Annotated in this window: 30 protein-coding genes; 10 read left to right on the top strand and 20 right to left on the bottom strand. The window is 71.8% G+C overall.

Annotation, left to right across the window (positions count from 1 at the left end; all coding sequences use genetic code 11):
• Window positions 1-49 precede the first annotated feature (49 nt).
• From ABZ896_RS39565 to ABZ896_RS39585, 5 genes are read left to right on the top strand one after another with little or no spacing between them, the layout of a single operon-like run.
• Window positions 50-1300: an ADP-ribosylglycohydrolase family protein gene (locus ABZ896_RS39565; protein ID WP_360940022.1), complete on the top strand. Its 1251-nt coding sequence runs from the start codon at window positions 50-52 to the stop codon at window positions 1298-1300.
• Window positions 1301-1308: 8 nt separating this feature from the next.
• Window positions 1309-2526 (top strand): ADP-ribosylglycohydrolase family protein, encoded by a 1218-nt coding sequence (locus tag ABZ896_RS39570; protein WP_360939966.1) that lies wholly within the window; start codon window positions 1309-1311, stop codon window positions 2524-2526.
• Window positions 2514-3878 (top strand): ADP-ribosylglycohydrolase family protein, encoded by a 1365-nt coding sequence (locus tag ABZ896_RS39575; RefSeq protein ID WP_360939968.1) that lies wholly within the window; start codon window positions 2514-2516, stop codon window positions 3876-3878. The genes ABZ896_RS39570 and ABZ896_RS39575 overlap by 13 nt, the downstream gene beginning before the upstream one ends.
• Window positions 3875-5077, top strand: coding sequence for a CoA transferase (locus ABZ896_RS39580; protein WP_360939970.1), 1203 nt, complete (start codon window positions 3875-3877; stop codon window positions 5075-5077). Before ABZ896_RS39575 ends, ABZ896_RS39580 begins: the two co-directional genes overlap by 4 nt.
• Complete coding sequence (locus ABZ896_RS39585; protein ID WP_360939972.1) at window positions 5074-5883, top strand: CoA ester lyase; 810 nt, start codon at window positions 5074-5076, stop codon at window positions 5881-5883. The genes ABZ896_RS39580 and ABZ896_RS39585 overlap by 4 nt, the downstream gene beginning before the upstream one ends.
• A gap of 56 nt (window positions 5884-5939) precedes the next feature.
• Here the strand turns inward: ABZ896_RS39585 and lgt are convergent, their stop codons facing one another.
• The 10 genes from lgt to hisI all read right to left on the bottom strand — a co-directional run bounded on the left by lgt (window position 5940) and on the right by hisI (window position 14760).
• The gene (lgt, locus tag ABZ896_RS39590; RefSeq protein ID WP_360939974.1) at window positions 5940-6893 is read right to left on the bottom strand and encodes a prolipoprotein diacylglyceryl transferase; all 954 of its coding nucleotides are present in this window, start codon (window positions 6891-6893) and stop codon (window positions 5940-5942) included.
• Between the two features lie 82 nt (window positions 6894-6975).
• On the bottom strand, window positions 6976-7755 hold the full coding sequence (locus ABZ896_RS39595; protein WP_360939976.1) for a thioredoxin domain-containing protein: 780 nt from the start codon (window positions 7753-7755) through the stop codon (window positions 6976-6978).
• Between the two features lie 137 nt (window positions 7756-7892).
• Window positions 7893-8711 carry a tryptophan synthase subunit alpha gene (gene trpA / locus ABZ896_RS39600; protein WP_360939978.1) on the bottom strand — a complete coding sequence of 273 codons (819 nt, stop codon included), beginning with the start codon at window positions 8709-8711 and terminating at the stop codon, window positions 7893-7895.
• Complete coding sequence (gene trpB, locus ABZ896_RS39605; RefSeq protein ID WP_360939980.1) at window positions 8708-9991, bottom strand: tryptophan synthase subunit beta; 1284 nt, start codon at window positions 9989-9991, stop codon at window positions 8708-8710. Before trpB ends, trpA begins: the two co-directional genes overlap by 4 nt.
• Window positions 9992-10291: 300 nt before the next feature.
• A complete protein-coding gene (gene trpC, locus ABZ896_RS39610) occupies window positions 10292-11101 on the bottom strand; it encodes an indole-3-glycerol phosphate synthase TrpC (protein WP_360939982.1) in 810 nt (269 codons plus the stop codon).
• Window positions 11102-11239: 138 nt separating this feature from the next.
• Window positions 11240-11680, bottom strand: a complete 441-nt coding sequence (locus ABZ896_RS39615) for a DUF2752 domain-containing protein (RefSeq protein ID WP_360939984.1) — start codon at window positions 11678-11680, stop codon at window positions 11240-11242.
• A 73-nt stretch (window positions 11681-11753) separates the two neighbouring features.
• Window positions 11754-11993, bottom strand: a complete 240-nt coding sequence (locus ABZ896_RS39620) for an HGxxPAAW family protein (RefSeq protein ID WP_360939986.1) — start codon at window positions 11991-11993, stop codon at window positions 11754-11756.
• 187 nt (window positions 11994-12180) lie between these two features.
• Window positions 12181-12822 carry a TIGR02234 family membrane protein gene (locus tag ABZ896_RS39625; RefSeq protein ID WP_360939988.1) on the bottom strand — a complete coding sequence of 214 codons (642 nt, stop codon included), beginning with the start codon at window positions 12820-12822 and terminating at the stop codon, window positions 12181-12183.
• A 52-nt stretch (window positions 12823-12874) separates the two neighbouring features.
• On the bottom strand, window positions 12875-14353 hold the full coding sequence (locus ABZ896_RS39630) for an anthranilate synthase component I (RefSeq protein ID WP_360939990.1): 1479 nt from the start codon (window positions 14351-14353) through the stop codon (window positions 12875-12877).
• An 11-nt stretch (window positions 14354-14364) separates the two neighbouring features.
• Window positions 14365-14760, bottom strand: a complete 396-nt coding sequence (gene hisI, locus ABZ896_RS39635) for a phosphoribosyl-AMP cyclohydrolase (RefSeq protein ID WP_360939992.1) — start codon at window positions 14758-14760, stop codon at window positions 14365-14367.
• Window positions 14761-14843: 83 nt separating this feature from the next.
• Between hisI and ABZ896_RS39640 the strand changes: the two genes are divergently transcribed.
• Window positions 14844-15479: a TIGR03085 family metal-binding protein gene (locus ABZ896_RS39640; protein ID WP_360939994.1), complete on the top strand. Its 636-nt coding sequence runs from the start codon at window positions 14844-14846 to the stop codon at window positions 15477-15479.
• 25 nt (window positions 15480-15504) lie between these two features.
• Here the strand turns inward: ABZ896_RS39640 and hisF are convergent, their stop codons facing one another.
• Genes hisF through hisD form a run of 8 tightly spaced genes read right to left on the bottom strand, consistent with a single transcriptional unit; the run spans window position 15505 to window position 21215 of the window.
• Window positions 15505-16260 (bottom strand): imidazole glycerol phosphate synthase subunit HisF, encoded by a 756-nt coding sequence (gene hisF / locus ABZ896_RS39645; protein WP_360939996.1) that lies wholly within the window; start codon window positions 16258-16260, stop codon window positions 15505-15507.
• Window positions 16257-16655, bottom strand: a complete 399-nt coding sequence (locus ABZ896_RS39650) for a RidA family protein (RefSeq protein WP_360939998.1) — start codon at window positions 16653-16655, stop codon at window positions 16257-16259. Before ABZ896_RS39650 ends, hisF begins: the two co-directional genes overlap by 4 nt.
• On the bottom strand, window positions 16652-17389 hold the full coding sequence (gene priA, locus ABZ896_RS39655; RefSeq protein WP_360940000.1) for a bifunctional 1-(5-phosphoribosyl)-5-((5-phosphoribosylamino)methylideneamino)imidazole-4-carboxamide isomerase/phosphoribosylanthranilate isomerase PriA: 738 nt from the start codon (window positions 17387-17389) through the stop codon (window positions 16652-16654). The genes ABZ896_RS39650 and priA overlap by 4 nt, the downstream gene beginning before the upstream one ends.
• Window positions 17389-18036: an imidazole glycerol phosphate synthase subunit HisH gene (gene hisH, locus ABZ896_RS39660; protein WP_360940002.1), complete on the bottom strand. Its 648-nt coding sequence runs from the start codon at window positions 18034-18036 to the stop codon at window positions 17389-17391. The genes priA and hisH overlap by 1 nt, the downstream gene beginning before the upstream one ends.
• Window positions 18027-18191: a hypothetical protein gene (locus tag ABZ896_RS39665; RefSeq protein WP_360940004.1), complete on the bottom strand. Its 165-nt coding sequence runs from the start codon at window positions 18189-18191 to the stop codon at window positions 18027-18029. The genes hisH and ABZ896_RS39665 overlap by 10 nt, the downstream gene beginning before the upstream one ends.
• The gene (hisB, locus tag ABZ896_RS39670) at window positions 18188-18781 is read right to left on the bottom strand and encodes an imidazoleglycerol-phosphate dehydratase HisB (protein WP_020137489.1); all 594 of its coding nucleotides are present in this window, start codon (window positions 18779-18781) and stop codon (window positions 18188-18190) included. Before hisB ends, ABZ896_RS39665 begins: the two co-directional genes overlap by 4 nt.
• The gene (locus tag ABZ896_RS39675; protein ID WP_360940006.1) at window positions 18778-19896 is read right to left on the bottom strand and encodes a histidinol-phosphate transaminase; all 1119 of its coding nucleotides are present in this window, start codon (window positions 19894-19896) and stop codon (window positions 18778-18780) included. Before ABZ896_RS39675 ends, hisB begins: the two co-directional genes overlap by 4 nt.
• Window positions 19893-21215, bottom strand: a complete 1323-nt coding sequence (gene hisD, locus ABZ896_RS39680) for a histidinol dehydrogenase (RefSeq protein WP_360940008.1) — start codon at window positions 21213-21215, stop codon at window positions 19893-19895. Before hisD ends, ABZ896_RS39675 begins: the two co-directional genes overlap by 4 nt.
• Window positions 21216-21385: 170 nt before the next feature.
• Between hisD and ABZ896_RS39685 the strand changes: the two genes are divergently transcribed.
• The 4 genes from ABZ896_RS39685 (at window position 21386) to ybaK (ending at window position 25357) form a co-directional block, all read left to right on the top strand.
• The gene (locus ABZ896_RS39685; RefSeq protein WP_360940010.1) at window positions 21386-22972 is read left to right on the top strand and encodes an oxidoreductase; all 1587 of its coding nucleotides are present in this window, start codon (window positions 21386-21388) and stop codon (window positions 22970-22972) included.
• Window positions 22973-23080: 108 nt separating this feature from the next.
• The gene (locus ABZ896_RS39690; RefSeq protein ID WP_360940012.1) at window positions 23081-24103 is read left to right on the top strand and encodes a hypothetical protein; all 1023 of its coding nucleotides are present in this window, start codon (window positions 23081-23083) and stop codon (window positions 24101-24103) included.
• An 11-nt stretch (window positions 24104-24114) separates the two neighbouring features.
• Window positions 24115-24855: an LON peptidase substrate-binding domain-containing protein gene (locus ABZ896_RS39695; protein WP_360940014.1), complete on the top strand. Its 741-nt coding sequence runs from the start codon at window positions 24115-24117 to the stop codon at window positions 24853-24855.
• Window position 24856: 1 nt separating this feature from the next.
• Window positions 24857-25357, top strand: a complete 501-nt coding sequence (ybaK, locus tag ABZ896_RS39700; RefSeq protein ID WP_360940016.1) for a Cys-tRNA(Pro) deacylase — start codon at window positions 24857-24859, stop codon at window positions 25355-25357.
• Between the two features lie 119 nt (window positions 25358-25476).
• Here the strand turns inward: ybaK and ABZ896_RS39705 are convergent, their stop codons facing one another.
• Both ABZ896_RS39705 and ABZ896_RS39710 read right to left on the bottom strand, forming a co-directional pair.
• Window positions 25477-26163: an AAA family ATPase gene (locus tag ABZ896_RS39705; protein ID WP_360940018.1), complete on the bottom strand. Its 687-nt coding sequence runs from the start codon at window positions 26161-26163 to the stop codon at window positions 25477-25479.
• Window positions 26164-26197: 34 nt separating this feature from the next.
• On the bottom strand, window positions 26198-26971 hold the full coding sequence (locus ABZ896_RS39710; protein WP_360940020.1) for an ABC transporter permease: 774 nt from the start codon (window positions 26969-26971) through the stop codon (window positions 26198-26200).
• Window position 26972: the final 1 nt, after the last annotated feature.

A 26972-nucleotide genomic window follows, 5' to 3' on the forward strand; every position in this document is an offset into this window, starting at 1 on the left:
CGCCGTCTACACCACCTCGGTGACGGTGACCGCCGGTGGCACGACCACCCTGAACTCGATCCACCCCCACACCCCCACACCCGCGGCCGCCGACGGCGAACCCGCCCCACAGGGGCCACCCGCACCCAACAACGAAATCTGCACGGGTGGTGCGGGTGGGAACACAACGGCCGAAGGCGAAGCCGAGGCCGGACGCACCACCGCCCTGCTCCTCGGAATCGCCGCAGGCGACGCCGCCGGCTGGCCCTCCGCCCGCCACAGAGCCACCCGCATGCCCGACTGGACCCGCCGCCTCACCCGAGAACTCGACACCTTCGCCGAACAGAACGCCACCACCACCCTCCCCGTCCCCATCGCCCTCAACCAACCCCCCGAACCCCTCCGCCTCGGCCCCTCCGACGACGCCGAATGGGCCGCCTTCACCGCCGAGGCCCTCCTCCGCGCAGGCGACCCCACCGCCCTCGCCGACCTCACCCGAGACCGCCGTACCAGAGCCGCCATCGACCTCACCTGGAACACCCTCGCCGCCGAAGTGGCCGCCGCAGCGGACCGCGCCCCCGAGATCGAGTCCGCCGTCCTCCAACTCCGCGCCCGCATCTCCGTCCGCGCAGGACTCGGCAACCTCGCCACCGGCCTCCGCCCACCCGCCACCGGCCACGACAACCCCCACTACTTCGACGACGCGGCCTGCATCCGCGCCTGTGTCCTCGCCACCGCCCACCCCGGCGCCCCCCAACACGCCGCGGACCTGGCGGAGTTCGACGCCCGCTACACCCAGGACGGCGACGGAGTACACGGCGCGAGAGCGATGGCGGCCGCCGTATCCCTCGCCCTGACCGGCGAAGACACCGACACATGCGTCGCGGCGGCCCTCTCCCAACTCCCCGACCACACGGAGATCGGCCGCAACGCCCGCCACGCCCTCCACCTCGCCGCCCGAACCGACAGCACCTTCGCCCTGATCCCGGCGCTGGAACACCAGATCGTCGACCACGTCTACAGCTACGGCATCGCGGCCGCCGAAACCGTCCCCGTAGCCCTCGCCCTGACCACCGCCGCCCAGGGCCGCATCGCCGAGGCGATCCCGGCGGCCGCCTGCCTCTCGCGCGTCGCGGACTCCGCCCCCGCCCTGGTAGGAGCACTGACCGGCGCCCTCAGCGGCGCGGACGCGATCCCCGCCGCCTGGCGGGACACCTGCCGCACCCTCTCCGGCTGCGCCCTCCCCCGCCTCACCGGCACCGACCTCGTGGAACTCGCCGAACTCCTGGAAGCCACACAACGACCCCACCCAGGAGGATGATTCGGGGCATGACCCCCGAAAAACCCAAAACCCCCACACCCGAACCCGACCCCACCGACCTCACCGACCTCACCAGGGAAGCCACCCTGGAGGACCGCATCACCGCCGCCCTCGTCGGCGCGGCCGTCGGCGACGCCCTCGGCGGCCCCGTCGAGGGCTACTCCCCCGACCAGATCCTGGAACGCCACGCGGGCCGCGTGCACGGCATCGTCGGCCCCTGGAACGGCGACGCCTGGCGCACCGCCCGCCCCATCGCGCCGTACCACAAGGGCGACGGCCACGTCACCGACGACACCTTGATGACCCACGCCCTGATCCGCGTGTACGCGAAGGTCCGCGACCACCTGGACGCGTACGCGATCGCCGACCACCTGGTCCCGGACCTGATGACAACTCCCCGCTGGATCCCGGAACTCGAGGCGGAGGCCCTCCCCCTGCACCGCGTCTTCCTCGCGGAGAAGTGGCTGGTGACCCGACTCCACTACGGCCATGCCGACCCCCGCGAGGCCGGCGTCGGCAACATCGTCAACTGCGGTGCGGCGATGTACATGGCCCCGGTCGGCCTGGTCAACGCGGCCGACCCCCGGGCCGCGTACACCGAGGCCCTGGACATCGCGGGCGCCCACCAGTCGTCGTACGGCAGGGAGGCGGCCGCCGTCTTCGCGGCGGCGGTGGCCGCGGCGACCGCCCCCGGCGCGACCCCGGACTCGGTCGTCACGAGCTGCCTCGCCCTGGCGAAGGACGGCACCCGCACCGCCATCGAGCAGGTCTGCGAAGTGGCCCGGAACCACACGGACTTCGAGTCCGCGCTACGACCTTTGCGCGCGGCCGTCGCCCCGTACGACACCGTCGGCGACGACTACCGCGCCCCCTCCCTGGGCGCCCGCCGCCCCTCCCGCCTGCACACGATCGAGGAACTCCCCATCGCGCTCGGCATGTTGCTGGTCGCGTCCGGCGACTACCGCCACGCGGTGCTCGGCGCGGTGAACTACGGCCGGGACTGCGACTCCATCGCCACGATGGCGGGGGCGCTGGCCGGCGCCCTCGGCTCACCGGTCCCGGAGGAGTGGTCGAAGCGGGTCGCGGAGGCCAGCCGCCTGGACCTGTGGGAACCGGCGCGCACCCTGACCGCCGTGGCCGGGGAGATCCACCGGCGGGACATCCGTCGACGCCGGGCCCACGAAGCGGCGTTCGCCGCACTCGGAGGTCCGGGATGCTCCGACTGACCTGGGTCCAGCCGGAGGACCTGATCGGCCACGAACTCCGCCAGGCGGCCCAGGACGGCCGCGAACCGGCGGCGATCGCGGCGCGCTGGCGGGCGGCGGGAGGCCGCGAAGCCCCCTCGCGAGCAGGGGCGTCCCCGGAAGCCGAAGCCCCCTCCCGATACCTCCGGCAACTCGCCGAGGACCTGCTGGACGAACTGGCCGACCTGCCAAGCCGGTTGAAGGACCGCGAGCCCACCGACCTCACGAAGATCAAGGCCCTCTGTCCCGACTGGCCCGCCCCGGCCCCCGTCACCACCCCCACCCGCGCGAGCCTCGAAGCGGCCTGGCTCGGCCGGGCCGTCGGCTGTCTCCTCGGCAAACCCGTCGAGAAACTCCCCCTCGACGCCATCCGCCAACTCGCCCGCGCCACCGGCAACTGGCCCCTGCACACCTACTTCACGGCGAAGGGCGTCCCCGCCGAACTCCTCACCGCACACCCCTGGAACCGCCGCTCGGCCCCCACCTCCCTCGCCGAGAACATCGACGGCATGCCCGAGGACGACGACCTCAACTACCCCCTTGTGAACCTCCTGTTGCTACAGCGCCACGGCAAGCAGTTCACCACCGCGGACGTGGCGAAACTCTGGCTCGACGAACTCCCCGCGGGCCGCACCTTCACCGCCGAACGCATCGCCTACCGCAACCTCCTCCTCGGCCTGGAGCCCCCGCGCACCGCCCGCCACCGCAACCCCTTCCGCGAGTGGATCGGCGCCCTGATCCGTGCCGACGTCCACGGCTGGACCAACCCCGGCGACCCGGGCGCGGCGGCCGCACAGGCCCACCGGGACGCCACCCTCACCCACACCGCGAACGGCGTCTACGCGGCCATGTTCACGGCGGCCGTGATCGCCCGGGCGACGACAACTCCCGACATCCACACGTGCCTTCGCACCGGCCTCGACGTGATCCCCCCGGGCTCCCGCCTCGCCGAGGCCATCACCCGCGCCGTCCAACTGGCCGAGCGGCACGACGACTTCGACACCGTCGTGGACCAACTCCACGCCACGCACGCCGAGAACCACCACTGGGTCCACGCGATCCCCAACACCGCCCTGATCGCCGCCGCCCTCACCCACGCGAACGGCGACTTCACCGGCTCCATCTGCAAAGCGGTGAGCGGCGGTTGGGACACCGACTCCAACGGCGCCACGGCGGGCAGCATCGCCGCCCTCCTCGCCGGCACCCCCACCGCCCTCCCCGACCGCTGGACAGCGCACCTGAAGAACCGACTCGCCACCTCCGTGGGCGACTTCAACGGCATCGGCTTCGACACCCTGGCCCACCTCACCCACCGCGAGGCATCCCGCCCATGACGCACACCCCCACCACGCCCCCGCTCTCCGGCCTGCGCGTCCTCGACCTCGCCACCCTCTTCGCCGGCCCCCTCGCCGCCACCCTGCTCGGCGACTTCGGTGCCGAGGTCGTCAAGATCGAGCACCCCGCCAAGCCCGACCCGTCCCGCGGCCACGGCCCCTCGAAGGACGGCATCGGCCTGTGGTGGAAGCTGCTGGGCCGCAACAAGCGCACGATCACCCTCGACCTCTCCAAGCCGGGCGGCCGCGCCACCTTCCTGCGGCTGGCCGAGACCGCGGACGTGGTGATCGAGAACTTCCGCCCCGGCACCCTGGAGAAGTGGGACCTCGGCTGGCCTGAACTCCAGGCCGTCAACCCCCGCCTGGTCCTCACCCGCGTCACCGCCTTCGGCCAGTTCGGCCCCTACTCCCGCCGCCCCGGCTTCGGCACCCTCGCCGAGGCGATGAGCGGCTTCGCGGCGATCACCGGCGAGCCGGACGCACCCCCAGTCCTGCCGCCCTTCGGCCTCGCCGACTCGATCGCGGGCCTGGCCACGGCGTACGCGGTGATGACGGCGCTCGCCGCCCGTGACCGCACCGGCGCGGGCCAGGTCGTCGACATGGCGATCATCGAGCCGATCCTGACGGTCCTCGGCCCCCAGCCCACCTGGTACGACCAGCTCGGCCACGTCCAGGAGCGCACCGGCAACCGCTCCGCCAACAACGCCCCGCGCAACACCTACCGCACGGCCGACGGCACCTGGGTCGCCGTCTCCACCTCCGCCCAGTCGATCGCCGAGCGGGTGATGCGCCTGGTCGGCCGCCCGGAGCTGATCGACGAGCCGTGGTTCGCGACGGGCGCGCAACGGGCGGCACACTCGGACGTCCTCGACGCGGCGGTCGGCTCCTGGATCGCCGAGCGCACCCGCGACGAGGTCCTCGCGGCCTTCGAGAAGGCGGAGGCGGCGGTCGCCCCCATCCAGGACGTCCGGGACGTCATGGTCGACCCGCAGTACCAGGCCCTCGACACGGTCACCACCGTCGACGACCCCGACCTCGGCCCCCTGCGCATGCAGAACGTCCTCTTCCGCCTCTCCGAGACCCCCGGCGCAATCCGCTGGGCGGGCCGCGCACACGGCGCCGACACGGACGAGATCCTCACGGAACTGGGCCTGACCCGGGGCGAGTTGGCGGCCCTGCGCGCGGAGGGCGCCGTATGACAACACCGCTCACCTGGTTGTACGTCCCCGGTGACCGACCCGAGGTCGTCACCAAGGCGCTCACCTCCGGCGCCGACGTCGTGGTCGTCGACCTGGAGGACGCGGTGGCTCCGGACCGCAAGTCCTACGCCCGCGAGGCGACCGTCGAACGCCTCACCGACCCCCACCACCCGGTCCCGGTCCACGTCCGCGTGAACACCCTCGACGGCCCCCACGCGACGGCGGACCTCACCGCGCTGGCGGCTCTCCCCGGTCTCTCGGGCCTACGCCTCCCCAAGATCACGTCCCCGGCCCAGATCACCCGAGTCGCCCGGGCAACAGCCACCCCCCTGTACGCCCTCCTGGAAACAGCCCTGGGCATCGAACACGCCTACGCCATCGCCGCCGCCCATCCCGCCCTGCACGGCATCGCCCTCGGCGAGGCGGACCTACGGGCCGACCTGGGCGTACGCGACGACGCGGGCCTGGACTGGTCCCGTTCCCGAGTCGTCGTGGCCGCGCGAGCGGCGGGCCTGGCGCCTCCACCGCAGTCGGTCCACCCCGACACCCGGGACCTGACCGGCCTCAATGCCTCCTGCGCCCACGGCCGAGCCCTCGGCTTCCTGGGCCGAGCCGCGATCCACCCCCGCCAGCTCCCGGTGATCGAACAGGCGTACCTCCCCACACAGCAGGAGATCGAGGAGGCGGAAACGATCATCAAGGCGGCCGAGACCCACCAGGGCGCCCAGGCCCTGCCGAACGGCACCTTCATCGACGCGGCGGTGGTGGCCGCCGCCCACCGCACCCTCGCGCTCACCCACCGCTGACACGACGAAGGGCGCCTCGGAATCCCAGGGCGCCCTCATCGACGGAGAACCACTCGTCACGTCTTCTTCGCGGACTCCGCCTCGTCCTTGCTCTCGGCCTCGGCCTCTTCGGCGTCGTCCTTCACCTCGTCGGAGTCACCCTCGGGCTTCTCCGCACCGTCGGCATCCGGACCCTCGTCGGGCGCGTCGTCGGAGGCACCCGGCTCGACGACCTCTTCCCGCCCGGGCCGCTTCTTCGCCGACAGCACCATGTAGAGCACGGCGAGCAGGAAGACGATGATCGCGGTCCAGTTGTTGAGCCGCATGCCCAGGATGTGGTGGGCGTCGTCCACGCGGAGGTACTCGATCCAGAACCGCCCCACGCAGTACGAGGCGACGTACAGCGCGAACGCCCGCCCGTGCCCGAGCTTGAAGCGCCGGTCCGCCCAGATGACGAGGAGCGCGACGCCGATGCACCACAGCGACTCGTAGAGGAACGTCGGGTGGTAGTACCCCGGCACCCGCCCGTCCGTGGAGGACGTGATGTGCAGGGCCCACGGCAGATCCGTCTCCCGCCCGTACAGCTCCTGGTTGAACCAGTTGCCCCAGCGCCCGATCGCCTGCGCGAGGGCGATACCGGGGGCGATGGCGTCGGCGTACGCGGGCAGCGGGATGCCCCGGCGCCGGCAGCCGATCCACGCGCCGACCGCGCCGAGCGCGATCGCGCCCCAGATGCCGAGACCGCCCTCCCACACCTTGAAGGCGTCCACCCAGTCACGGCCCGCGCTGAAGTACAGCTCGTAGTCCGTGATCACGTGGTAGAGGCGGCCGCCGAGCAGTCCGAACGGCACGGCCCAGACCGCGATGTCGGCCACCGTGCCGGCCCGCCCGCCCCGGGCGAGCCAGCGCTTGTTGCCGAGCCAGACGGCTACGAAGACGCCGATGATGATGCAGAACGCGTAGCCGCGCAGCGGGATGGGACCGAGGTGGATCACCCCGCGCGACGGGCTGGGAATGTAGGCAATTTCCATGGCAGGGTCGACGCTACCGTGCCGGGCCGGGCGCACGGCAGGCGGCCCGGCAACGGCTCCATAACGGGCGGGTCGGAAACTCTTACCCCTTGGCCGCCTCCCGCACCTGCTGCTTCAGCTTCGCCGGGGTCATCGTCTGGTCCTGGTAGATGTTCTTGCCGTTCAGCAGGACCGTCGGGGTGCCGGTGAATCCGCCGTTGCGGAAGGCCGCCGCTGACTTGTCCACCCAACTGTTGTGCGTGCCCTTCTCGACACAGCTCCGGAAGGCGGCGGTGTCGAGCCCGGCGATCTTCTTCGACAGCTCGATCAGCTTGTCGTTCTTCGCGTAGGCGTCGTCGGTTTCTTCCGGCTGGTTCTCGTACAGCACGTCGTGGTACGCCGTGAAGTAGCCGGCGTCCTGGGCGCAGGCCGCCGCGTTGGCGGCGTTGCGGGAGCCGGTGCCGCGCATGTTGCCGTCGATGATCGTGGCCAGGTGGTACTCGACCTTGAGGTCGCCGGACTCGGTCAGCTCGTGGATCGTCGGGCGGTACGCCGTCTCGAAGGCCTTGCAGGCCGGGCAGCGGAAGTCCTCCCAGACGACCAGCGTCGACTTGGCGCTCTCCTTGCCGACCGGGATGGCGAGGCTGTCCTGGCCGTTGGCCCCCGAGGGCGCGACGACCGGACCCGAGGAGTCGCTGCCGCCCTTGTCCTTGCCGGCGTTCGCCGCGACCACGCCGATCACCGCCGCGAGACCCAGGACGCCGACGACGCTCGCGCCGACGACCAGCACCCGGCGCCGCTTCTCCGCGGTCCTCTGCTTCTCGCGCTCCTCCGCCAGCCGCTCCCGGGCGGTGCGCTTTCCCTCACGGTTCTTCTCGCTCACACCCCGGAAACGAACCGGGGAGGCGCACCGCGCCTCCCCAGCCCCAGGTCCACCCGTTCGAGTGACCGAATATTCCGTTACGTCGTCACGGGCGCCGTCCGTACAACGGCCACCGCCCGCACGGTCCGCGCCGGCCGTTACGCCTGTCGGCGCACACCCTTCGCCAGCTCACCGGCGAGTGCGCGCACGGCCTCGACCCCGGCCCGGTCGTCCGGCGCGTCCAGCATCCGCTTGACGAACGCCGAGCCGACGATCACCCCGTCGGCGAAGCCGGCCACCTCGGCGGCCTGCGCCGCGTCGGAGACCCCGAGCCCGACACAGACGGGCAGGTCGCCGCCGACGGCCCGGGTCCGCTCGACCAGGTCCTGGGCCTGCGCCCCGACCGACTCACGCGTCCCCGTCACGCCCATCAGCGAGGCGGCGTACACGAACCCGCTGCCCGCCTTGGTGATCTCGGCAAGCCGCGCGTCCTTACTGCTGGGCGCGACCACGAAGACCGTGGCGAGCCCGTGCTTCTCGGCGTGCTCCCTCCACAGCGCCGACTCCTGCACCGGCAGGTCGGGCAGGATGCAGCCCGCGCCGCCCGCCTCGGCGAGTTCGGCGGTGAAGCGCTCGACGCCATAGCGGTCGATGGGGTTCCAGTACGTCATCACGAGCACCGGCTTCCCGGTGGCCTCGTAAGCCTCGCGCACCGTCCGCATGACGTCCGCGATCTTGACGCCACCGCGCAGGGCGATGTCGTCGGCGGTCTGGATGACCGGACCGTCGAGGACGGGGTCGCTGTGCGGCAGCCCCACCTCGACGACATCGGCTCCGCCGTCGAAGACGGCCTTGATCGCCTCGATGCCGCCGTCCACGGTCGGGAAACCGGCCGGAAGGTAGGCGATGAGCGCCGAGCGGCCCTCCGCCTTGGCACCCGCGAGGGTGTCCGACAGCAGCTGAATGTTCCCGCTCACTTGGCGTCCCCCTCGATCTCGGCGAGGTCGGCGGCGTCGGCCGCGACCTCGGCGTCGGTGTCGTACAGGCCGAAGTACCGCGCGGCCGTGTCCATGTCCTTGTCGCCGCGGCCGGACAGGTTGACGATGATCAGCCCGTCCTTGCCCAGCTCCTTGCCGACCTCCAGCGCACCCGCGAGGGCGTGCGCGCTCTCGATCGCCGGGATGATCCCCTCAGTGCGGGACAGCAGGCGCAGCGCCTGCATGGCTGCGTCGTCGGTGACCGCGCGGTACTCGCCGCGGCCGGAGTCCTTGAGGTAGGAGTGCTCCGGGCCGATGCCCGGGTAGTCCAGACCGGCCGAGATGGAGTACGGCTCGGTGATCTGGCCCTCCTCGTCCTGGAGGACGTAGGAGCGGGAGCCGTGCAGGATGCCGGGCTCGCCCGCGGTGAGGGTCGCCGCGTGCTCGCCGGTCTCCACACCGTGCCCGGCGGGCTCGCAGCCGATGAGGCGTACGTCCGCGTCGGGGATGAAGGCGTGGAAGAGGCCGATGGCGTTGGAGCCGCCGCCGACGCAGGCGATCGCCGCGTCGGGGAGCCGGCCGGCCCGCTCCAGGAGCTGGCGGCGGGCCTCGACGCCGATGACGCGGTGGAAGTCGCGGACCATCGCCGGGAAGGGGTGCGGTCCTGCCACCGTGCCGAAGAGGTAGTGCGTGCGGTCGACGTTGGCGACCCAGTCGCGGAACGCCTCGTTGATGGCGTCCTTCAGCGTGCGGCTGCCGGACTTCACGGCGATGACCTCGGCGCCGAGCATGCGCATACGCGCCACGTTCAGGGCCTGGCGCTGGGTGTCGATCTCACCCATGTAGATCGTGCATTCGAGGCCGAACAGCGCGCACGCCGTCGCCGTCGCCACGCCGTGCTGGCCCGCGCCGGTCTCGGCGATGACCCTCGTCTTGCCCATGCGCTTGGTGAGCAGGGCCTGGCCGAGGACGTTGTTGATCTTGTGGGAGCCGGTGTGGTTGAGGTCTTCCCGCTTCAGGAAGATCCGGGCGCCTCCCGCTTCCGCGCCGAAACGGGGGGCCTCGGTGAGTGCCGACGGACGGCCCGTGTAGTTGAGCAGCAGGTCGTCGAGTTCCCTGGCGAACTCGGGGTCGTGCTTGGCCTTGTCGTACTCGACGGCGACCTCGTCCACGGCGGCGACGAGGGCCTCCGGGATGAACTTGCCGCCGAAGTCTCCGAAGTAGCCCTCGGGAGAGGGGACCTGGCCGGAGGGGTCAGGGATAAAGAACTCGCTGGGCATGCGAATACCTCACGGTGAGTGCGTGTGAAAGACACTGAGCGCCGTGGGGGCATGGGTATTTGGTCGGCTACCGGCCGTCAGTGGCTGGTCGCGCAGTTCCCCGCGCCCCTGAAAAACCGCCATCGCTGCCCGTTTACCTGTCCAGGTTCGTCTCCGATGACGTAACGGACCCTGCGGCCGTGCACTCGGCGTGCGGGCGCGCGGCAGCCACGGGGGCGGCAGCCGCGCGCCAGGCGCGCGTACCGGTCCGTGGCTGTCATGAAGGTCGTCGGAGTCATCGTCGGTCAGCCTAGCGGGTGATCAGCCGCGGCCGTGTCGCAATGCCGGGTGCTCGCCCGCCGCCACCAGGTCCGCGACCGCCGTCTTCGGGTCCTTGCCCGTGACCAGGGACTCGCCGACGAGGACCGCGTCCGCGCCGGCGTTGGCGTAGGCGATCAGATCGTGCGGGCCGCGGACGCCGGACTCGGCGACCTTGACCAGGCTCGCCGGGATCTCGGGGGCGACCCGCTCGAAGGTGCCGCGGTCCACCTCCAGCGTCTTGAGGTTGCGGGCGTTGACGCCGATGATCTTGGCGCCGGCGTCCACCGCGCGCTCGACCTCGTCCTCGTCGTGGACCTCGACGAGCGGGGTGAGCCCGATGGACTCGGCGCGCTCGATCAGGGACTCCAGCGCGGGCTGCTCCAGGGCCGCGACGATGAGCAGCGCGAGGTCGGCGCCGTAGGCCCGGGCCTCCCAGAGCTGGTACGACGTGACGATGAAGTCCTTGCGCAGGACGGGGATGTCCACGCGCGCGCGGACGGCCTCCAGGTCGGCCAGCGAGCCGCCGAAGCGGCGCTGTTCGGTGAGGACGGAGATGACGGCCGCGCCGCCCGCCTCGTAGTCCGCCGCCAGGCCCGCCGGGTCGGCGATCGCGGCCAGCGCGCCCTTGGAGGGGCTGGACCGCTTGACCTCGCAGATCACCTTGACGCCGTCACCGCGCAGGGCGGCCACGCCGTCCTTGGCCGCGGGAGCCTTCGCCGCGCGCTCCTTGAGCTCGTCGAGGCTGACGCGCGCCTGCCGTTCCGCGAGGTCGGCACGGACTCCGTCGATGATCTCGTCGAGCACACTCACGCGAGCGGCCCCCTTCCAGACGGTTGGCGGTGGAAAAGCGCTAAGAAAACCTATGGTCACTGCGATGGTATCCGCAGGAGGGCGTAGCCCTCACATCCGGTTGACGCCGGTCCCACTACCTGGACGTTCGCCAGTTGATCAAGGGTGGAGCCAGCCACCGAACGGCAGGTTCCGGACAACCGTGAAGACCAGCAGCAATGTCCCCAGGGTCCACAGATGCGCGGTGCCCAGATTCAGGCCGAGCGGCCGGCCGCGTGCCGCGCGGACCACCCAGATGGTCCACACCACCGCGAAGCCCAGATAGGCGAAGACCGCGAGGGCGTTGTCCTGGAGGGCCGCCGCGAAGTCCCCGTGGACGAACGCGTGCGCGCTGCGCAGCCCGCCGCAGCCCGGGCAGTAGATGCCGGTGAAGCGCAGCAGCGGGCAGACCGGGTAGTGGCCCGGCTGGTTGGGGTCCACGGTCCCCACGTAGGCGAAGGCCCCGGCGACGGCCGCGAGCACGCCCGCCGGGACGGCCACCCGCCCGAGCAGACCACTGCGCGGCACCACGTGCTGACTGTCGGCGTTCACGTCAGGCATTGTGCCTCGTACGCGTGAGGGGCGGCACCGGCACTTTCCGCCGGACCGCCCCTCCACGGGATACGTGCGTACGTCAGCTCTCGGCCTTGGCGCTCTCGGTGACGAGCGGCTTGTGGGCGTCCTTCGGCATGCCGAGACCCATCGCGCTCATGACCCACCCGACCACACCACCGAGGCACGCGATCACGATGCCGGCCCAGAAGCCCACCGGCTGAGCCATCACCATGAAGGCGCCGGCGACGCAGAAACCGATGAAGCAGATAGTGACACCGGTCCAGGCTGCCGGGGTGTGACCGTGGCTGCTGCCCGCCATTGCTTGCTCCTAGTCGCAGAGATACATGTCCAAGCCGGACGCTCGCAGACATTGTCCCGCACGCAAGGGCACGAGATATCCGGGGGTCACCCTGACGCGCCCCAAAGGGGCGCGGGGCTGTATCGATTTGCGGCTCCGCCGCGTGGGCGCGACCAGCCCCCACCGGCCCGCACACAAAGGACGACCGCTAGGCCCCTGTCGGATCTTCCCCTCGATCCAACGCCTTCCAGACATCCTCAGGCCGATCAAGATCCACAACCGGAGCCTTACGACGCACCCGAGGCGCCCCGTTTCGCTCGTACCGCCCCGACATCGCAGGCCACAACCGCCCATACCGCAACGCCAACAACCCGGCGACCAGAATCAGCGCCCCACCCACCGCAGCCACATACGGCCAAGCGGTGTGAGTCAGCGCAGCGACCGTCGCCGAGGTGTCACCAGACGCCTGCGCGGCCTCCTCGTCCAGCGCCGAGGAATCCCCCGCCCCCACCAGCGCCGCCGCCACGATCCCCGCCCCGGACAACGCCAGCAACCCGGCGACCAACAACCGCCCCGCCTTGCGTACGGCGAACACCGCGACCAACGCGGCCAGCCCCACTATCGCGAGCGCGGCCGGTACCCCGGTCACGTCACTCCCCTTCGCGGTCAGAGGAAAGTCACCACCGGCCACCGTGGCCGTCCCCTCCGCCCACCTCTGACGCGTGGCCAGCAGCGCCACGGCCGCGCCGAGCGCGCCGGTGAGCAGGGCCACGCCAAGACTGAGCCGGCCGGCCTTGGCGGAGCCGGCGACTTCGGAACGGGGGTGCGGTACGGCAGTCACGTACTCCACTATCACCCGAACCCCGGGCGAACCGTCACCCGGGGTTCGTATGAGAAGCGCCCTATTGCCCGAGCCGGTTCGCCGTGTGCACGGCGCGCAGCACCGCCGCGGCCTTGTTCCGGCACTCCTGGTCCTCGGCGAGCGGGTCGGAGTCGGCGACGATCCCGGCTCCGGCCTGGACGTACGCCGTGCCGTCCCGCAGCAGGGCCGTACGGATGGCGATGGCGGTGTCGGAGTCGCCCGCGAAGTCGAGGTAGCCGACGCAGCCGCCGTACAACCCCCGTCGGGACGGCTCCAGTTCGTCGATGATCTGCATCGCGCGGGGCTTCGGCGCCCCGGAGAGCGTGCCGGCCGGGAAGCAGGCCGTCAGGACGTCGAAGGCGGTGCGGCCCGCGGCGACCTTGCCGGTGACCGTCGAGACGATGTGCATCACGTGGGAGTACCGCTCGACGGACATGAAGTCGACGACCTCGACCGAGCCGGGCTCGCAGACCCGCCCGAGGTCGTTGCGCCCGAGGTCGACCAGCATGAGGTGCTCGGCGCGCTCCTTGGGGTCGGCGAGCAACTCGTCGGCGAGCGCCTGGTCCTCCTGCGGGGTCGCCCCGCGCCACCGGGTGCCGGCGATCGGGTGCACCATGGCGCGCCCGTCCTCGACCTTGACGAGGGCCTCGGGGGACGAGCCGACGACGTCGAAGCCGTCGAAGCGGAACAGGTACATGTACGGCGACGGGTTGGTCGCCCTGAGGACCCGGTAGACGTCCAGGGCGCTGGCCGTGCAGGGCGTCTCGAAGCGCTGGGAGGGGACGACCTGGAAGGCCTCCCCGGCCCGGATGCGCTCCTTGATGTCCTCGACGGCCTCCTGGAAGTCGGGGCCGCCCCACAGGGCCGTGTAGTCGGGCAGCTCGGAGGGCGGCAGGATCGCGGGCGGCTGGGCGACCGGGCGCGAGAGGTCGGCCTGCATGGCGTCGAGCCGGGCGACCGCGTCGGCGTGGGCCTCGTCGACACCGGTGTCGAGGTCGTTGTGGTTGATCGCGTTGGCGATCAGCAGGACCGAGCCCTCCCAGTGGTCCATGACGGCGAGGTCGCTGGTGAGCAGCATGGTCAGCTCGGGGAGCTTCAGGTCGTCCCGCTCGCCGGGGCCGATCTTCTCCAGACGGCGCACGATGTCGTAGCCGAGGTAGCCGACCATGCCGCCGGTGAAGGGCGGCAGGCCCTCCTGGTGCGGGGTGTGCAGGGTCTCGATGGTGGCGCGCAGCGCGACGAGCGGGTCGCCGTCGACCGGGACGCCGACGGGCGGGGTGCCGAGCCAGTGGGCCTGGCCGTCACGGGCCGTCAGGGTCGCGGACGAGCGGACGCCGACGAAGGAGTACCGGGACCATGAGCGGCCGTTCTCCGCGGACTCCAGCAGGAAGGTGCCGGGGCGCTCGGCGGCGAGCTTGCGGTAGAGCGCGACGGGGGTGTCGCCGTCGGCGAGGAGCTTGCGCGTGACCGGGATGACGCGCCGGTCGGTGGCGAGCTTGCGGAAGGTCTCGAGGTCCATGGCGGCTGACCTTACTGATCCTGGGTCCGTACGCCGGAATCGGCGTCCTTGAGCAGCACGTCGGCGTCGAAGCAGGTGCGCGCGCCGGTGTGGCAGGCGGCGCCGACCTGGTCGACCCGGACCAGCAGGGTGTCGGCGTCGCAGTCGAGGGCGACGGACTTGACCCACTGGAAGTGCCCGGAGGTGTCGCCCTTGACCCAGTACTCCCGGCGGCTGCGCGACCAGTAGGTGCAGCGGCCGGTGGTCAGCGTGCGGTGCAGCGCCTCGTCGTCCATCCAGCCGAGCATGAGCACCTCACCGGTGTCGTACTGCTGGGCGATGGCGGGGACGAGCCCGTCGGCGCTGCGCTTGAGGCGCGCGGCGATCTCCGGGTCGAGACTGCTGCGGGGCGGGGGCGTGCTGGTCATGGGTGCCATTGTGCCGCGCGCCACTGACAGTGACGGCGCGGTGTCCACTGGGCGGACCCCTGAGGCAGTCGTAGGCTGGCAGCATGTCGACATTCGCCAAGCGTGAACGACTCATCCTCGCCGATCTGTTGGAGGCGGAGGGCCCGGAGGCCCCGACCCTCTGCGAAGGCTGGCTCACCCGCGACCTCGCCGCGCACGTGGTGGTGCGCGAGCGCCGCCCCGACGCGGCCGGCGGCCTCCTGCTCAAGCAGCTCGCACCACGCCTGGAGCGGGTGATGGCCGAGTTCGCCGCGAAGCCGTACGACGAACTGCTCCAGCTGATCCGCACCGGCCCGCCGCGCTTCTCGCCGTTCCAGCTCAAGCAGGTCGAGGAGCTGTCGAACACGGTCGAGTTCTACGTCCACACCGAGGACGTCCGCCGCGCCCGCCCCGACTGGACGCCCCGCGAGCTGGACCCGGTCTTCCAGGACGCCCTGTGGACCCGTCTGGAGCGCACGGCCCGCATGATGGGCCGCGCCACCCCCACCGGCCTGGTCCTGCGCCGCCCCGACGGCCAGACGGCGGTCGCGCACCGGGGCACACCGGTCGTCACGGCGACCGGGGAGCCGTCGGAGCTGCTGCTCTTCCTCTACGGCCGCCAGAGCGCCGCCAAGGTCGAGCTGGACGGCGACAAGGACGCGATCGCCAAGCTGCACGAGGCGAAGGAGCTCGGGATCTGAGCCGGGGCCCGGGCCAGGCGCGGCGTCAGCGCACGGGGTGCCCGGCGCCCCGCAACGTCTCCTTGACCTCGCCGATCCGCAGGTCGCCGAAGTGGAACACCGAGGCGGCCAGTACCGCGTCCGCGCCCGCCCCGATGGCGGGCGGGAAGTGGTCCAGCCTGCCCGCACCGCCGGAGGCGATCAGCGGGACGGTCACGTGCTTGCGGACCTCCGAGATCATCTCCAGGTCGTAGCCGTCCTTGGTGCCGTCCGCGTCCATGGAGTTCAGCAGGATCTCACCGGCGCCCAGTTCGGCGGCCTGATGCGCCCACTCGACGGCGTCGATGCCGGTGCCCTTGCGGCCGCCGTGGGTGGTGACCTCGAAGGACCCCGACTCGGTGCGCCGCGCGTCCACCGACAGCACGAGCACCTGGCGGCCGAACCGCTCGGCGATCTCGCGGATCAGGTCGGGACGGGCGATGGCCGCGGTGTTCACGCCCACCTTGTCCGCCCCCGCCCGCAGCAGCTTGTCCACGTCCTCGGCGGTGCGGACACCGCCGCCGACCGTGAGCGGGATGAAGACCTGCTCAGCGGTGCGGCGCACCACGTCGTAGGTGGTCTCGCGGTTGCCCGAGGAGGCGGTGATGTCCAGGAACGTCAGTTCGTCGGCGCCCTCGGCGTCGTACACCTTGGCCATCTCGACGGGGTCGCCCGCGTCGCGCAGGTTCTGGAAGTTGACGCCCTTGACGACCCGGCCGTTGTCGACGTCCAGGCAGGGGATGACTCGTACGGCGAGGCTCATGCTGCGGTCTCTCCTCGGAACGCCTCCACCTCGACCTCGACGACCAGGCTGGGGTCCACGAAGCCGGAGACGATGATCAGGGATGCGGCGGGCCGGACGGCGTCGAACAGCTCCTTGTGGGCGCGTCCGACCTCGTCGACGTCGCGCGCGTGGGTGATGTACAGGCGCGTCCGCACCACGTCGTCACGGCCCAGTCCGAGCTGCTCCAGCGCCGCGAAGGCGACGTTGAAGGCGTTGACCGTCTGCTCGTACGGGTCGCCCGCGGCGATCTCGCCGTCCACCACCGACGTGCACCCGGAGACGAGGACCAGGCCATTGGGCAGCTCCACCGCGCGGGAGTACCCGAAGGTCTCCTCCCAGGGCGCACCGGTCGTGACGCGTCGCAGATCGCTCACTGAGCCACCGCCTCCAGGGCCTCTTCCAGGGTGAACGCCTTCGCGTACAGGGCCTTCCCGACGATGGAGCCCTCGACACCGAGCGGCACCAGCTCGGCAATCGCCCGCAGGTCGTCCAGCGAGGAGACCCCGCCGGAGGCCACCACCGGGCGGTCGGTCGCCGCGCACACATTGCGCAGCAGCTCAAGGTTCGGGCCCTGGAGCGTGCCGTCCTTGGCGATGTCGGTGACGACGTAGCGAGCGCAGCCCTCCTTGTCGAGCCGCTCCAGCGCCTCGTAGAGGTCGCCGCCCTCGCTGGTCCAGCCGCGGCCCTTGAGGGTCGTCCCGCGGACGTCCAGACCCACCGCGATCTTGTCGCCGTGCTCGGCGATGACCTTGGCGACCCACTCGGGGCTCTCCAGGGCGGCGGTGCCGAGGTTGACCCGGGTGCAGCCGGTGGCGAGGGCGGCGGCCAGGGAGGCGTCGTCGCGGATGCCGCCGGACAGCTCCACCTTGATGTCCATCGCCTCGGTGACCTGCCGGACCAGCTCCCGGTTGTCGCCGGTGCCGAAGGCCGCGTCCAGGTCGACCAGGTGCAGCCACTCCGCGCCCGCCCGCTGCCAGGACAGGGCGGCCTCCAGCGGGGAGCCGTACGAGGTCTCCGTGCCGGACTCGCCGTGCACGAGGCGGACGGCCTGACCGTCGCGGACGTCGACGGCGGGCAGGAGTTCGAGCCGTGAGGGGTTCGAGGGCATCAGAGGGTTCCGATCCAGTTGTTCAGCAGCTGCGCACCGGCGTCGCCGGACTTCTCGGGGTGGAACTGGGTGGCCCACAGGGCGCCGTTCTCCACGGCGGCCACGAAGGGCTTGCCGTGCGTCGACCAGGTGACGAGCGGCGCCTGCATCGACGGGTTATGCGTCTCCAGGGACCAGTCGTGGACGGCGTAGGAGTGCACGAAGTAGAAGCGGGCGTCGGCGTCGAGGCCTGCGAACAGCCGGGAGCTGGAGGGCGCGTCGACGGTGTTCCAGCCCATGTGGGGCACGATGTCGGCCTGCAGCGGCTCCACCGAGCCGGGCCACTCGTCGAGGCCCTCGCTCTCCACGCCGTGCTCGATACCGCGCGCGAAGAGGATCTGCATGCCGACGCAGATGCCCATGACCGGGCGCCCGCCGGAGAGCCGGCGGTCGATGATCCAGTCGCCGCGCGCCTCCTTGAGGCCCTGCATACAGGCGGCGAAGGCGCCGACACCCGGCACCAGCAGACCGTCGGCGTTCAGCGCCTTGTCGTAGTCACGCGTTATCTCGACGTCGGCACCCGCGCGCGCGAGGGCACGCTCGGCGGACCGCACGTTCCCGAAGCCGTAGTCGAAGACCACGACACGCTTGGAGCCGCTCAACTCCACACCTCCAGCCTCATGACACCGGCGACCAGACACATCCCGGCGGCGATGGAGAGCAGGACGATCAGGCTCTTGGGCATCTGCTGCTTGACGAAGGAGTAGATGCCGCCGGCCAGGAAGAGGCCGACGACGATCAGGAGGGTCGACAGGCCGGTCACAGCGCGCCCTTCGTGGAGGGGAGGATGCCCGCCGCGCGCGGGTCGCGCTCGGAGGCGTAGCGCAGGGCCCGGGCCAGCGCCTTGAACTGGCACTCCACGATGTGGTGGGCATTGCGACCGTACGGCACGTGCACGTGCAGCGCGATCTGTGCCTGGGCCACGAAGGACTCCAGGATGTGCCGGGTCATGGTGGTGTCGTACTCGCCGATCATCGGCGCCATCTTCTCGGGCTCGGTGTGCACGAGGTAGGGGCGGCCGCTGAGGTCCACCGTCACCTGGGCGAGGGACTCGTCCAGCGGGACCGTGCAGTTGCCGAAGCGGTAGATGCCCACCTTGTCGCCGAGCGCCTGCTTGAAGGCGGCACCCAGCGCGAGGGCGGTGTCCTCGATGGTGTGGTGGGAGTCGATGTGCAGGTCGCCCTCGGTCTTCACGGTCAGGTCGAACAGACCGTGCCGCCCGAGCTGGTCGAGCATGTGGTCATAGAAGCCGACGCCTGTCGACACATCGACCTTTCCGCTGCCGTCGAGATCGATCTCGACGAGCACCGAGGTCTCCTTGGTCACTCGTTCCACACGTCCCACGCGGCTCATGCGCTCTGCTCCTTCTTCAGTTCACGGACCGCGTCGAGGAACGCGTCGTTCTCTTCGGGGGTTCCGGCGGAGACCCGCAGCCACCCCGGAATGCCGTTGTCCCGGACCAGGACTCCCTGGTCGAGGATCTTCTGCCAGGCCGCGTGCGAGCCGCCGGCGCCTTCGAAGCGCCCGAACTGCACGAAGTTCGCGTCCGACTCCACGACCTCGAACCCGATCGCCCGCAGCTCGCTCACCAGCCGGTCCCGCTCGGCCTTCAGCTGCTCGACGTACTTGAGCAGCGTGTCGGTGTGCTCCAGCGCGGCCAGCGCGGTCGCCTGCGTGACGGCCGACAGGTGGTAGGGCAGCCGTACGAGCTGCACGGCGTCCACGACCGCCGGGTGCGCGGCGAGATAGCCGAGGCGGAGGCCCGCCGCCCCGAACGCCTTGGACATCGTCCGCGAGATGACGAGCTGGGGGCGCCCCTCGATGAGCGGCAGCAGCGAGTCGCCGTGGCTGAACTCGATGTACGCCTCGTCGACCACGACCATGGACGGCTTCGCCGCCTGCGCGGCCTCGTACAGCGCGAGGACCGTCTCGGGCGGGACCGCGTTCCCGGTGGGGTTGTTGGGGGTCGTGATGAACACGACGTCCGGCTTCCGCGCGGCGATCGCCGCCACGGCCGCCTCGACGTCGATCGTGAAGTCCTCGTTGCGGGGACCCGAGATCCAGCCGGTGCCGGTGCCGCGCGAGATGAGCGCGTGCATCGAGTACGACGGCTCGAAGCCGATCGCCGTACGGCCGGGTCCGCCGAAGGTCTGGAGCAGCTGCTGGAGGACCTCGTTGGAGCCGTTGGCGGCCCAGACGTTGGCCAGGCCCACCTCGTGACCGGACGTGTCCGTCAGGTACTTGGCGAGCTGGGTGCGCAGCTCCACGGCGTCCCGGTCCGGGTAGCGGTTGAGGTCGCGAGCGGCCTCGCGGACGCGCTCGGCGATGCGCTCGACCAGCGGCTCGGGCAGCGGGTAGGGGTTCTCGTTGGTGTTCAGCCGTACGGGGACGTCCAACTGGGGCGCGCCGTAGGGGGACTTGCCGCGCAGCTCGTCCCGTACGGGGAGATCGTCGATGCCGAAGCTCACTTACCAGGTACCTTCCATCCGAACCGCGCCTTGATCGCCGCGCCGTGCGCCGGCAGGTCCTCCGCCTCCGCCAGCGTCACCACGTGATGCGCGACCTCGGCCAGCGCGTCCTTCGTGTAGTCGACGATGTGGATGCCCCGGAGGAAGGACTGCACCGACAGCCCGGAGGAGTGGCAGGCACAACCGCCGGTCGGGAGTACGTGGTTGGACCCGGCCGCGTAGTCGCCCAGGGACACGGGAGCCCAGGGCCCGATGAAGATCGCGCCGGCGTTCGTCACGCGATCGGCCACCTCAAGAGCCTCGGCGGTCTGGATCTCCAGGTGCTCGGCGCCGTACGCGTTGACGACCCGCAGCCCCTCCTCGATCCCGTCGACGAGGACGATCGCGGACTGCCTGCCCTCCAGGGCCGGGCGGATCCGGTCCTGGATGTGCTTGCTCGCCGCGACCTGCGGCTCCAGCTCCTTCTCGACCGCGTCCGCCAGCTCGACGGAGTCGGTGACCAGGACGGCGGCGGCCAGCGGGTCGTGCTCGGCCTGGCTGATCAGGTCGGAGGCGACGTGCACCGGGTCGGCGGTGGAGTCGGCGAGGACCGCGATCTCGGTCGGGCCCGCCTCCGCGTCGATGCCGATCCTGCCGGTGAAGTAGCGCTTGGCGGCGGCGACCCAGATGTTGCCGGGGCCGGTGACCATGTTGGCGGGCGGGCAGGACTCGGTGCCGTGGGCGAACATCGCGACGGCGGTCGCGCCACCGGCGGCGTACACCTCGTCGACGCCGAGCAGCGCGCAGGCGGCGAGGATCGTCGGGTGCGGGAGACCGCCGAACTCGGCCTGCGCCGGGGAGGCGAGGGCGATCGACTCGACCCCGGCCTCCTGCGCGGGCACCACGTTCATGATCACGGAGGACGGGTAGACGGACCGCCCGCCGGGCGCGTACAGCCCGACCCGGTCGACCGGGACCCACTTCTCGGTGACGGAACCGCCCGGCACGACCTGGGTCGTGTGGGTCGTACGGCGCTGCGCGCGGTGGACGAGACGGGCGCGCCGGATGGACTCCTCCAAGGCCGCGCGCACGGCCGGGTCGAGCTGCTCCAGCGCTTCAGTCAGGGCCTCCGCCGGCACCCGCACCCGGTCGAGCCGCACCCCGTCGAACTTCTCGGCGAAGTCGATCAGCGCCGCGTCGCCTCGATGATGCACGGCCTCGCAGATCGGACGCACCTTCTCCAGGGCGGCCTGAACGTCGAAGTCGGCTCGGGGCAGCAGGTCGCGCAGGGCGGGGCCCTCGGGGAGGGCGTCGCCACGCAGATCGATTCGGGAGATCACGAGGTCAATTCTCTCAGACCCGCATCAGGGCCCGTCCGCGCATTCCAATGGCTGATACGCCCCCTTCCAGGAACCCGGAAGATCCCCTTCACGTCTAGCGTTCGGGGGGTTACTCAGCGGGCATGAACAGCTGTGCGAACCCGCGAGCAGCCGAGGGGGATGAAAGAGACGTGACCGAGGGGGCCGGCATCCGGGACATCCGCGACGGAGACCTGCCGGACGATCTGACCGCCGCCGAGGCCGGCATGTGGCAGGCCTTCCGCAACGGCACCGTGTACGACCTGAGCAGCGGCGACACCGTCGTCGACGATCCGCACGGCGGACATCCCTGGGGGCCCGAGCGCACGGTCCGCGCGCGGATCGTCTGCTGGCTGCTCCTGGACGGCCCGCCCGCGCTCGCCGGCCGGGTGTCCTCCCTGAAGCTCACCGGCGTGCAGATCAGCGGCACCCTGGACCTCGCGGGCGGCACGGTCGTGCCGTACGTCGAGATGAAGGGCTGCCGCTTCGAGCGGGAGATCCTGCTGCCGGAGGCCCGCTTCACCACCGCCCGTTTCGTGGACTGCTCGGTGCCGCGCCTGGAGGCCGCCCGGGTGCACACGGAGGGCGATCTGCACTTCCCCCGCTGCCGCTTCCACAACGGCGTCCGGCTGACCGACGCGCACATCGGCACCGACCTGCTGATGAACCAGGCGATCGTCTACCGCGACCGCAGCGGCCGCTCGATCGCCGCCGACGGCATGACCGTGGGCCAGGACCTCCAGGCCGAGCTTCTTGAATCACACGGCGAGCTGAGCCTGCGCAGCGCCACCATCGGCGTCTCGCTGAGCCTGCGCGGGGCCCGGCTCAACAACCCGTACACCCGGCTCGCGCTGAACGCACCGCAGCTGACCGTCGAGCGCACGCTGTACCTGACCCCGGCGGGCGTCGGCGCCTCCATGCTGAGCGGGGCGACCCCCGCGCGCGGGACACGCATCCAGCGCTTCGAGTGCCAGGGCGGGGTCCGCCTCGACGACGGGCGGTTCGGGGACGCCGTCGACCTGGAGCGGGCCCGGTTCACCTTCACCGACGACCAGGAGCTGTCGCTGCGCCGCATCCAGGCGCCCGAGCTGCGCTTCCTCGGGGAGCGGCCGCAGCGCGGCAAGGTGGTGCTCTCGGGCGCGCGGGTCGGCAACCTCGTGGACCGGGCGAGCGCCTGGCCCGGGCCCGGCAGTCTGCACATGGGCGGCTTCGTCTACGAGAACCTCGTACCGCACGGCCCCTTCCCGCTGGCCGAGCGCCTGGACTGGGTGGCGGCCGCGACCGCCGAGTACAACCCGGAGCCGTACGAGAGGCTGGCCGCCGTGCTGCGGTCCGGCGGTGAGGACGAGGACGCGCGCGAGGTGCTGCTCGCCAAGCAGCGCCGGCGCCGGGAGACCCTGCCGCCCGCCGCGAAGTTCTGGGGCTATGTGCAGGACTGGACGGTCGCCTACGGCTACCGGCCGGGCCGGGCGGCCGTCTGGATGGCGGTGCTGTGGGCGGCAAGCTCGCTGGCGTTCGCACACGCAAGCCATCCGCCGCTCAAGGGCGGTGACCATCCGGCATGGAATCCGGCCCTTTTCGCCCTCGATCTGCTGCTGCCGGTGATCGACCTGGGCCAGGTCGGCTTCTGGCAGCTGCGGGGCGGCTGGCAGTGGCTCGCGGCCGTGATGATCCTGCTGGGCTGGACTCTGGCGACCACGGTGGCGGCGGGTGCGACGAGGCTGCTGCGCCGCAATTAGGCCACAGTTGTTGAACGGTCACCTTTTTACTCGGTCTTGACTTCGCACCGTACAACTTTCCATGCTTTGCCATGAACCTCTGGCGCAATCTCAAGTCGCGCCTTTTCAATGGTCGACACCATGGCACTGCTCCCCCCGTTCGCCCGCTCCGCCCGGGCGCCCAGGACCGTAGCGCTCCCCGTCGTCCGGCTGACGGCCGACGACGAGGTGCTCCTCGACGTGCCCGACGACCGCCTCGGCCCCGCGCTCGTCGCGGCTGGCCAGGGCGAATACGCGCGTGCGGCCGAGTTGCTGGCCGCCACCCGCGCGAGCGCCGCCTGGGAACTGCGCGACCGTTACGTCCGCCGCCTCGCCGCCTTCGCCCGCTCCCGCCCCGAGTGGTTCGACTCCTGGCGTACGGCGACCCCGGACGACCCCGACCAGCTGCTGGTGGCCGCCCAGCTCGCCGTCACCCGCGTCTGGGACTCCCCCGCCCGGGTGGAGCTGCTGCGCGAGCTCAACCCGCTGATCACGGCCGCCGCCCGCGGTGACGGCCGCGACCCGGTGCCCTGGCGCCTCGCCCTGGACCACGCGCGCGGCTCGCTCGCCGGGCACACCTACTTCGGCGAGCTGTGGGAGGCCGCGGTGCGCCGCGCCCCGCTGCACTACGGCTGCCATGTGGCCGCCCTGCGCTATCTGGCCGCCTCCTGGCAGGGCTCGCACCGCGAGTGCTTCGACTTCGCCGGCCGGGCCGCCCAGGACGCCCCGGCGGGCTCCCTGATCCAGGCGCTGCCCGCGCGGGCCGCCCTCGGCTATCTGACCGACGGCGGCGGCGCCGAGGTGCCGCACGCCCGGCTGGACGCGGCGGCCGACCGGGCGATCACGCTCTCCGCCTCCTTCGCGGCGGCCGACCCCTGGCCCGCCGAGATCCGCAACAAGCTGGTGTACGTCCTGGTCCGCCTGGAGCGCTGGGCGGACGCCCTGGAGCAGGTGCGCCTGATCGGCCCGTACGCGACCTCCTTCCCGTGGAGCCGGGAGACCGACGACCCGCTCGGCCGCTTCCTGGAGATCCGCCAGGAGATCGTGCGCCGGGCGGCCTCGCCGCATCCACGGAGTGGGCACGCGGGGCGTGCGCGCTCCGGCGGCCATTAGGCTTTGGCGCCGTGACCATGCTGCGTCTGCCGCTCTTCCCCCTGAACTCCGTGCTGTTCCCGGGGCTCGTGCTTCCTCTCAACATCTTCGAGGAGCGCTACCGCGCCATGATGCGCGAACTGCTGAAGACTCCCGAGGAGGAGCCGCGCCGGTTCGCCGTCGTGGCGATCCGCGACGGCCACGAGGTGGCGCCGAGCGCCCCCGGCATGCCGGACCGGACGGCCCTGGCCGAGCGCGGCCCGGCGGCCGGCTTCGGCGAGGATCCGCTCGCGGCGTTCCACGCGGTCGGCTGTGTGGCCGACGCGGCGACCTTACGGGAGCGGGAGGACGGCACCTTCGAGGTCCTCGCGACCGGGACGAACCGGGTCCGGCTGGTGTCGGTCGACGCCTCGGGCCCGTTTCTGACGGCCGAACTGGAAGTGCTGCCGGAGGAGCCGGGCGACGAGTCCGGGGCGCTCTCCGAAGGGGTGCTGCGGGCCTTCAGGCAGTACCAGAAGCGGCTGGCCGGGGCGCGGGAGCGCTCGCTCTCCTCCGGCACCGACCTGCCGGACGACCCGTCGGTGGTCTCCTACCTCGTGGCGGCGGCGATGATGCTGGACACGCCCACGAAGCAGCGGCTGCTCCAGGCGCCGGACACCGCGTCCCGCCTGCGCGACGAGCTGAAGCTGCTGCGCGCGGAGACGGCGATCATCCGCAATCTTCCGTCGTTGCCCGCGTCCGAGCTGACGCGCAACCCGACCAGTCTGAACTGAGATGGCGAAGAAGTCGAAGAAACAGCAGCCGGGCGGCACCCCGGCGACGGTGGCCCTCACCGCCGCGGGCGTCGCCTACACGGTCCACGCCTACGAGCACGACCCCTCCCACCCGTCCTACGGCGAGGAGGCGGCGGAGGCGATGGGCGTCTCCCCCGACCGCGTCTTCAAGACCCTGGTGGCGGACGTGGACGGCACCCTGACGGTCGCGGTGGTCCCGGTGGCGGGCTCCCTGGACCTCAAGGCCCTGGCGACGGCGGTGGGCGGCAAACGCGCGGCGATGGCCGACCCGACTCTCGCCGAACGCACCACGGGCTACGTACGGGGCGGCATCTCCCCCCTGGGCCAACGCAAGAAGCTCCCCACGGTCCTGGACGAGTCGGCCACCACCCACACGACGATCTGCGTCTCGGCGGGCAGAAGGGGCTTGGAGGTAGAACTCAGGCCCACGGACCTGACCACCCTGACGGCCGCGGTACTGGCCCCCATCGGCCGTACCTGACCCCTCGACGACATGCCCTTGCTCCGCTAAAGAGAAAGGGCATGTCGAAGAAAACGCGCAAGCGCAAGTGGCGTACGAAGAAGGGCCGTTCCAACCACGGCAGGCGCCCGGCCTGACGCTCACGCCACCGGCGGCTGATGCACCGGCTCGGGATCCCGCGGCCCGAACAGCGCCGTAAGCGCCAGATGGACGACGAGCGCGGCGAGCGGCCACGCCAGCAGTGCCCCCTTCGCCCCCAGCTTCAACGGCGCCGAGAAGGTGACCCCCTTGCCCACCTCCTTGGCATGGGCGAGCACGTCGTCCGTGGGCCCGAGCCACACGCCCAGCCGCCAGGCGAGCAGCGACCCCAGCAGCCCGCCGAGCGCCACGGCCACCACCAGCGGCACCCCGCCTCGTTTCCGCCACAGGAACACGGCGACCGCGCTCACCAGTCCGAAGGGCAGCGCGAGCAGCGTGAACGTTCCGTCCACGCCGACCGCCTGCTCCCCCTCGGTGTCCTTGAGGTAGACCGCCCAGGCGCCCTGCTCGTCCACGTTGCCGACCAGCGGCACATGCGGGGCCAGCCACCACCACAGCACCCCGAGGAGCGCTCCGAGGACCGCCACGGCCACCGTGACGACCGCGGCCTCCAGCAGTTCGGTCCGCATCCCGGGCCCGTCCTGCCGGTACTGCGCGTACGGCGACGGCGCGGGCGCCCCGTACCCGGGGGCCGGAGCCTGCCACGGGTCCTGCGCGGACGGCGCCGGAGCGCCCTGCTGCGACGACGGTTCGTGGGGAGGCGGCGGAGGAGTCAACGGTGCGGTCACCCTGACATCGTGCCAGGCCGGTCTGTGCGGCGCGTCACCGGACGGCCGCCCGACGATAGGCCCAGGTGGCGACGGCCAGCGAGACCACGCCCACGCATCCGCACACGGCGAGGTCCCCGAGGACGAAGGCCCAGTCGGGGCGCTCCTCGAAGGTCCGCGCGAAGGCCTCGACGCCGTACGTCGACGGCAGCAGGTCCCGCAGGAACCGCACCGGCTCCGGCATCCGGTCGGCGGGCAGCACCCCGAGCAGCAGCGCGGCGGACATGCCCAGCTGCCCCAGCACGGTGGCGAGTTCCGGCCGCGGCGCGAGCAGCCCGAAGGCCGCCCCGAGGCCGGCGAGCGCGGCCCCGGCGAGCGGGATGACCGCGACGAGCACCCACAGGTGCGTCAGCGGCAGCCCGAAGAGCACACATCCGAAGACGGCGGTGACCACGGTCCCGGGCACCGTGAAGGAGGCGTACGCCCCCGCGGCGCCGAGCACCACGGCCGCGGGCGGCACCGGCAGCGTCGCGTAGTGGTCGAGCCCGCCGCTGGCCCGCAGCTGACCGAAGTACTGCGCGAGCAGGTTGAGCGCGACGAAGGCGACCACGAGCACGGACGAGCCGGCGACCACGGACTGCGCCTCGCCGCCGCCGTCCACGACCCCGCGCATCAGGATCATGATCCCGACCGACTGGAAGGTCGCCACGAACAGCAGCGGTATCCGCGCGACCCGGGCCCGCGACAGCTGCGCCCGGTACACGGCCGCGAGCGCGGGCCACAGCCGCGCGCGCGGCCCGAGCTCGGCCGCGCCGGACGCCGTCTCCAGG

It is taken from the genome of Streptomyces sp. NPDC047072, from assembly GCF_040643855.1.
GTDB lineage: Bacteria > Actinomycetota > Actinomycetes > Streptomycetales > Streptomycetaceae > Streptomyces.

What these genes read in the sequence shown, in the direction of transcription:
- ABZ896_RS39570 (WP_360939966.1), top strand. Translation starts at nt 1,309, where the DNA reads ATGACCCCCGAAAAACCCAAAACCCCCACACCCGAACCCGACCCCACC.
- ABZ896_RS39575 (WP_360939968.1), top strand. Translation starts at nt 2,514, where the DNA reads ATGCTCCGACTGACCTGGGTCCAGCCGGAGGACCTGATCGGCCACGAA.
- ABZ896_RS39580 (WP_360939970.1), top strand. Translation starts at nt 3,875, where the DNA reads ATGACGCACACCCCCACCACGCCCCCGCTCTCCGGCCTGCGCGTCCTC.
- ABZ896_RS39585 (WP_360939972.1), top strand. Translation starts at nt 5,074, where the DNA reads ATGACAACACCGCTCACCTGGTTGTACGTCCCCGGTGACCGACCCGAG.
- lgt (WP_360939974.1), bottom strand. Translation starts at nt 6,893, where the DNA reads ATGGAAATTGCCTACATTCCCAGCCCGTCGCGCGGGGTGATCCACCTC.
- trpB (WP_360939980.1), bottom strand. Translation starts at nt 9,991, where the DNA reads ATGCCCAGCGAGTTCTTTATCCCTGACCCCTCCGGCCAGGTCCCCTCT.
- ABZ896_RS39615 (WP_360939984.1), bottom strand. Translation starts at nt 11,680, where the DNA reads ATGCCTGACGTGAACGCCGACAGTCAGCACGTGGTGCCGCGCAGTGGT.
- ABZ896_RS39620 (WP_360939986.1), bottom strand. Translation starts at nt 11,993, where the DNA reads ATGGCGGGCAGCAGCCACGGTCACACCCCGGCAGCCTGGACCGGTGTC.
- ABZ896_RS39630 (WP_360939990.1), bottom strand. Translation starts at nt 14,353, where the DNA reads ATGGACCTCGAGACCTTCCGCAAGCTCGCCACCGACCGGCGCGTCATC.
- hisI (WP_360939992.1), bottom strand. Translation starts at nt 14,760, where the DNA reads ATGACCAGCACGCCCCCGCCCCGCAGCAGTCTCGACCCGGAGATCGCC.
- ABZ896_RS39640 (WP_360939994.1), top strand. Translation starts at nt 14,844, where the DNA reads ATGTCGACATTCGCCAAGCGTGAACGACTCATCCTCGCCGATCTGTTG.
- hisF (WP_360939996.1), bottom strand. Translation starts at nt 16,260, where the DNA reads ATGAGCCTCGCCGTACGAGTCATCCCCTGCCTGGACGTCGACAACGGC.
- priA (WP_360940000.1), bottom strand. Translation starts at nt 17,389, where the DNA reads ATGCCCTCGAACCCCTCACGGCTCGAACTCCTGCCCGCCGTCGACGTC.
- hisB (WP_020137489.1), bottom strand. Translation starts at nt 18,781, where the DNA reads ATGAGCCGCGTGGGACGTGTGGAACGAGTGACCAAGGAGACCTCGGTG.
- ABZ896_RS39690 (WP_360940012.1), top strand. Translation starts at nt 23,081, where the DNA reads ATGGTCGACACCATGGCACTGCTCCCCCCGTTCGCCCGCTCCGCCCGG.
- ybaK (WP_360940016.1), top strand. Translation starts at nt 24,857, where the DNA reads ATGGCGAAGAAGTCGAAGAAACAGCAGCCGGGCGGCACCCCGGCGACG.